The 4,954-nt window shown below is 43.2% G+C and carries 4 protein-coding genes; all 4 read right to left on the reverse strand.

What is annotated here, in order from left to right; translation table 11 throughout:
- Positions 1 to 270 precede the first annotated feature (270 nt).
- The 4 genes from ACTTJ8_RS11335 to ACTTJ8_RS11350 are packed head-to-tail and all read right to left on the reverse strand — an operon-like array spanning position 271 to position 4,663.
- Positions 271 to 1,947, reverse strand: coding sequence for a transglutaminase domain-containing protein (locus ACTTJ8_RS11335; protein ID WP_442719779.1), 1,677 nt, complete (start codon positions 1,945 to 1,947; stop codon positions 271 to 273).
- On the reverse strand, positions 1,944 to 2,657 hold the full coding sequence (locus ACTTJ8_RS11340) for an anti-sigma factor family protein (RefSeq protein WP_442715715.1): 714 nt from the start codon (positions 2,655 to 2,657) through the stop codon (positions 1,944 to 1,946). The genes ACTTJ8_RS11335 and ACTTJ8_RS11340 overlap by 4 nt, the downstream gene beginning before the upstream one ends.
- Entirely contained in the window at positions 2,641 to 3,183 is a 543-nt protein-coding gene (locus tag ACTTJ8_RS11345; protein WP_442715714.1) for an RNA polymerase sigma factor, read from the reverse strand. The genes ACTTJ8_RS11340 and ACTTJ8_RS11345 overlap by 17 nt, the downstream gene beginning before the upstream one ends.
- A gap of 16 nt (positions 3,184 to 3,199) precedes the next feature.
- Positions 3,200 to 4,663, reverse strand: a complete 1,464-nt coding sequence (locus tag ACTTJ8_RS11350) for a cysteine--tRNA ligase (protein ID WP_442715713.1) — start codon at positions 4,661 to 4,663, stop codon at positions 3,200 to 3,202.
- Positions 4,664 to 4,954 lie beyond the last annotated feature (291 nt).

Raw genomic sequence — 4,954 nt, forward strand, 5'->3', positions numbered from 1 at the left:
TTAATGAAAAGAAGTACTGGATTTCTGTATAAACTAATTTTGATTACTTACTTATCAGACAAACAACTTTTGCTATTTTTAGCAATAATGATGAGTTATTTTCTTACAAAACAGTTTTTGATGAAATATACGGTGCAAGCGGCATAAAAAGTACGAAAAATTCTATTGTAGTAGAAGGAACACATCATATCCCGCCTCAAAGTCTTGAACTCGGGTTAGCAGCTGCTATGGAATTTTGTACTTGACAATAATGACTTGTTACCATTCTATTTAGTACACCCCTGCAATCTTAGGGAGCCGCCACAGCGCACTGTAGCCGGTGATGGTTGGAGCTGTTTCTTCCCAAATAGAGTGGAAAGCATAACTGCGAACTTTCTCGGTTGTTTTTCCGTTCGGCTGCATAGGGGTTTGGATTTGATGCCCGCGGGAAAAGGCAATATGGTAGGCATCTAAATTACCAAAGTACCACTGCTTGTTATCTGCAGCGCCGGTATCAAAAGGAATACCGGAAGCCAGCGCAGGATCGACAGGAACCCAGCCGAATCCATTGAGATAGAACTCAGCCCACCAATGCTGTACCGCTTTTTTATTGTGATCCACCAGCAATCCTGCTGTTGGGATAGCAGGAACACCGGCAGCACGGGCAATGGTGCAAAACAGCAGGGCGAGATCATAAGCTCCTCCTGTTTTCTCCTCAAGAGCTGTAAGAATTGATCTACCGGCATCAGCAGCACTGCTTTCTCTTGCTGTTATTTCTGATGTTAAAAAATGATAAATGCGCTTTGCTTTGTTATAGGGATTTGCTTCGCTTCCAATAATATGTTTACAAACCTTTTTGATTGCTGGATCATTAGCGGGTAAAAATTCATCGGCTTCAGTGTATGCGGCATACAAAAGCGGATTGTTATAGCCGGTCTTTTTTAAAGATCCGGCAGCTACACTTGTTTCTACCTTACTGCGGGATACGCTGTATTCTTGCCGTATCTGAATCTTAGTGTCGGAATCGACATTGTAAAACCGGTAAATACTCGCCCCCTGATAGGATGGCACAAACGGTTCCGGTTGTACGGAATTGATTGTTACAAGGCGCTGTGTCTCAGTTTTTTGCGGAATAGGAATGCGTAAAAAAAGCGTATTCGGGCTTTCTGCAATAAAATCAGAAATTTCTACTTCAGAAACTAAGCGGTATGTCCGGGTATCGGTGTAAGTTTTAGTGCCGTACTTATTTTTTAACCGGAATGCAGCAGGATTACTCATTCCTGCTTCAGTAATAACAACAATATTACCGGTATCGGCGGCATCGGGTACCCGTATTCGTAATTCACGGTCGCTCCAGAACTCATAATCAAAGTCGGCTTCATTGCATTCCGCACCGGTTAGTACTTGTTCGGCGGTTTGTATATGAACGGTATTTTGCATTCCGGTAAAAAGCACAACCGAATTATTGCGGGTATGCCCAAAATTTTTGCCGTGAATAGAAATAAGCTCACCTACATTGGCACTATCCGTATCAAGAACATCAATAACGGGAATACTCTCATTTACCTCATTCTTTGAATTGATCGGTAAAAGCTGCCGGTTCACCAGCATAACAGTATTTCCTTGTCTGTTTTTTGCAACAACGGAAAGCAGGTCTTCCGACAAGGTTTCGGGCGCTTCAAATATGATTTTCGTGTCTGTCCATTCGATACAACGATCAGACCGCAGTTTATTATTTCCTATCATGAGCCAAGAATGTATTGATTGATTTCCAAAGTCTTTTCCTACAATAGTTATAACCTCACCCGGTGCTGTTACTTGGGGTGATACGGCAGCAATGGTATTACTTCGGATTGCAAAACGCGAAAGAAATACAACGGCAGCAAGTATACCGCCGATAATCAGGAAGAAGAGAAGAAAGCGGACAAGCGGATACTTTCTTACAAGATAAGAAAAATACGAACTCATCGAGTATTGATTGCGGAACCGGTACTAGCTGCCGAAGAAAGCGGTTGATAACCTGCTGCAAAAGGAAACGATGGCGAGGAAATCCTAAGGCTTACCGTAGACTGTACCGGAGCAAACATATTCTCATTTTTAGAATAGAGCCGCGCAAATTCTCCAACCGTAAAAAGTTTATCATTGGCATTCACCGCTTTGTTTGCTACTGCACAGGAATACCCGGCATTTACCTGCGAGATACCATAATCCATCTCTAACACATGCTTTTGCTTTTCAAGTGAAACCGGAACAATAGGCATGAAAGAAGATCGGCTGGCTACAACAGATGTGAGTGCAGACTCTGCTTTTAGAAATAAAACAAGCGGCATAAGCACGAAAAGGAGAAGCGCCGCAACGGCAGCGGGCAACGGCACACGGATAGAAGAGCAGAACCAGCTATCCTTTAGGGAGGCATTTTGCCGTCTGTACTTAGTTTGCTGCTTATTTTTTAATACGGCATCCCTTTTTTCGCACAGCTTTACGAATGATTTGGCAGAATCAAGCCGGTGTTCTGCAGAAGCTGTCCGTATACAACACTGTACAGCTGTATACCGATTATATATATTTTTACAGACACTGCATTCCTGCAAGTGCTGTTCTATCGTTTCCTTCCATGGGGAAATAAGTTCACCGTCAATATATGCCGACAACAGGTCATTATCAGGGCATGTAGACATTGTCATCTCCTATAACTTTTGCTAAATACTCCCGCGCCCGGAAAATGCGCACCTTCACATTTCCTTCGCTAATACCAAGTATACGCCCTATCTCCTTATAGTTCAACTCAGTATACTCACGGAGCTGTAAAACAATCCGTAAGTTTTCGGGCAGCTGTTCCAATGCATGCTGCACATCCCGGATTGTTTCTTCTTTTAAAAGTGCCGTTTCTCCGGAATCTATCTTTCGGGCGTCTTCCTTAAAAGCGCGTGTATATACTTTCCGCTCCAGCACTCTCCGTTTAGCATAGTTTAATGCTGCATTTTTTACCACTCGAATCAGCCAATACTTTGCATCATTTAAGGACGGAAATTTCATCTCTTTTTCCGTCATCTTAATTAACGCATCATGGCATATATCTTCAGCTGCATCTTCTTCCCGGATGATATTATAGGCAACTTTATACAGTGCCGGAACAGCAGCATCATAAATGGTATTAAAATCCTTATCGGAAAGTGCATCTAACGGTTCTATCTCATCAAACAATTGAGTCTCCCAAAGGTTACATTTTCCGCCAAATAGTACCGTTTGCAGTATCTTCCAGAGCAATTCCCTTTGCTTTGAGTTCATCACGGATTGCATCAGCTCGCTTAAAATCTTTTTTCTTTTTTGCCTCTGTCCGTTCTGCAACCAAACGTTCGATCTCTTCTTTATTATCGGTTATAGCTGCATCACTATGAAGAGCTTGAGCTTCGTCTATTAAATCGAGACCGAGTACCGTATCAAAAATGCCAAGCAAGGTAAGCAATTCCGGAACGGGCAGCTCTTTATCTTTTACTGCTTGCTGTACAACAGAAAGCGCCCGCGGTGTAGAAATATCCTCTTCAAGCGCTTGTGTAAAGTTTGCTAAATATCTGCGGGCTGCTTCGGTTCCAAGCATGGAGGATGCCGCTGCCGCTGTGATACCTTCCGCAGGCAGTGTTGGAAGAGTATCTGCATCGGTCAACAGGTTGGCAATCCGCTGTTCGAGGTTTTTCCGTGCATTTTTTGCCGTATCCATTGCTTCCCACGAAAAGGTCAGCTGGCTGCGGTAATGTCCGCCGAGCAGCAGAAAACGGTAGTCAAGCGGAGCATAGCCAGCCTCAATCACTTTATCCAAGGTGATAAAATCCCCTGAAGATTTGGACATTTTCCCCTTGTTCATCACCAAAAACTCGTTATGCAGCCAATATTTTACCCATTTTTTACCCGTAGCGCCTTCCGATTGGGCGATTTCATTGGTATGATGAATACGGATATGGTCAATGCCGCCAGTGTGGATATCAAATTGCTCGCCTAAATATTTCATACTCATTGCAGAACACTCAATATGCCAACCGGGATAGCCTTTGCCCCACGGAGAATCCCATACCAACGCTTGGTTTTCAAACTTGCTTTTGGTAAACCAGAGCACAAAGTCATGCGGGTTCCGTTTGTTTTCATCTACTTCAATACGGGCACCGGCTTTAAGGTCTTCAAGATTAATTGATGCAAGCTCCCCATAATGCGGGAAGGTCATAATATCAAAGTAGAGATTGCCGCCTGCAGAATAGGTGTGCCCGTTCGCTTCAATCCGTTTAATGAGTTCAATCATATCAGCTACGTGATCGGTAGCCTTGCATACGACATCAGGACGGCGGATATTGAGCCGTTCAGTATCTTTGAAGAAGGCTTGGGTATAAAAGTCTGCGATTTCCAGAACACTTTGCCCGCGCTCTTTCGCCGTTTTTACCATTTTATCTTCCCCGTCATCAGCATCGCCCGAAAGGTGCCCGATATCGGTTATGTTCATAACATGTGTTACCGGGTAACCTAAAAAATGCAAAAGCCGCGCGAGGGTATCTTGAAACACATAAGCCCGTAAGTTACCGATATGGGCATAATTATACACCGTCGGACCGCATCCGTAAAAACCTACTTTTTTTTCATTGACCGGGGCAAAGTCTTCTATCTTATTGCCCAAAGTATTATATACACGTAATCCCATAAAAATCTCCCTTTTGCATAAAACGAGACCTATCCGATAACTGCGTTTTCGAGTAGGTCGACGAGTTCTAAATCGCACAAATACCACGATGCGTGAACATCGCATTTCAAGGTAAGCTATTCAGAAATGTCAGTTTCCGAACAGGTTTACTATATACCATTTTTTTCAAAAAAAGACAAACGCAGCACATTCTTCACATGAATCATTAATTCAGTGTTTCTACTTCCTGTACGGTTAAACCGGTTGCCTGCACGATCTTCTGAACAGAATCACCGAATTGCTTTAATATCC

This window comes from Treponema sp., from assembly GCF_052169735.1.
Classification (GTDB): Bacteria; Spirochaetota; Spirochaetia; order Treponematales; family Treponemataceae; genus Treponema.

Coding starts and splice junctions, on each gene's coding strand:
- ACTTJ8_RS11335 (WP_442719779.1), bottom strand. CDS start 1,947: ATGAGTTCGTATTTTTCTTATCTTGTAAGAAAGTATCCGCTTGTCCGC.
- ACTTJ8_RS11340 (WP_442715715.1), bottom strand. CDS start 2,657: ATGTCTACATGCCCTGATAATGACCTGTTGTCGGCATATATTGACGGT.
- ACTTJ8_RS11350 (WP_442715713.1), bottom strand. CDS start 4,663: ATGGGATTACGTGTATATAATACTTTGGGCAATAAGATAGAAGACTTT.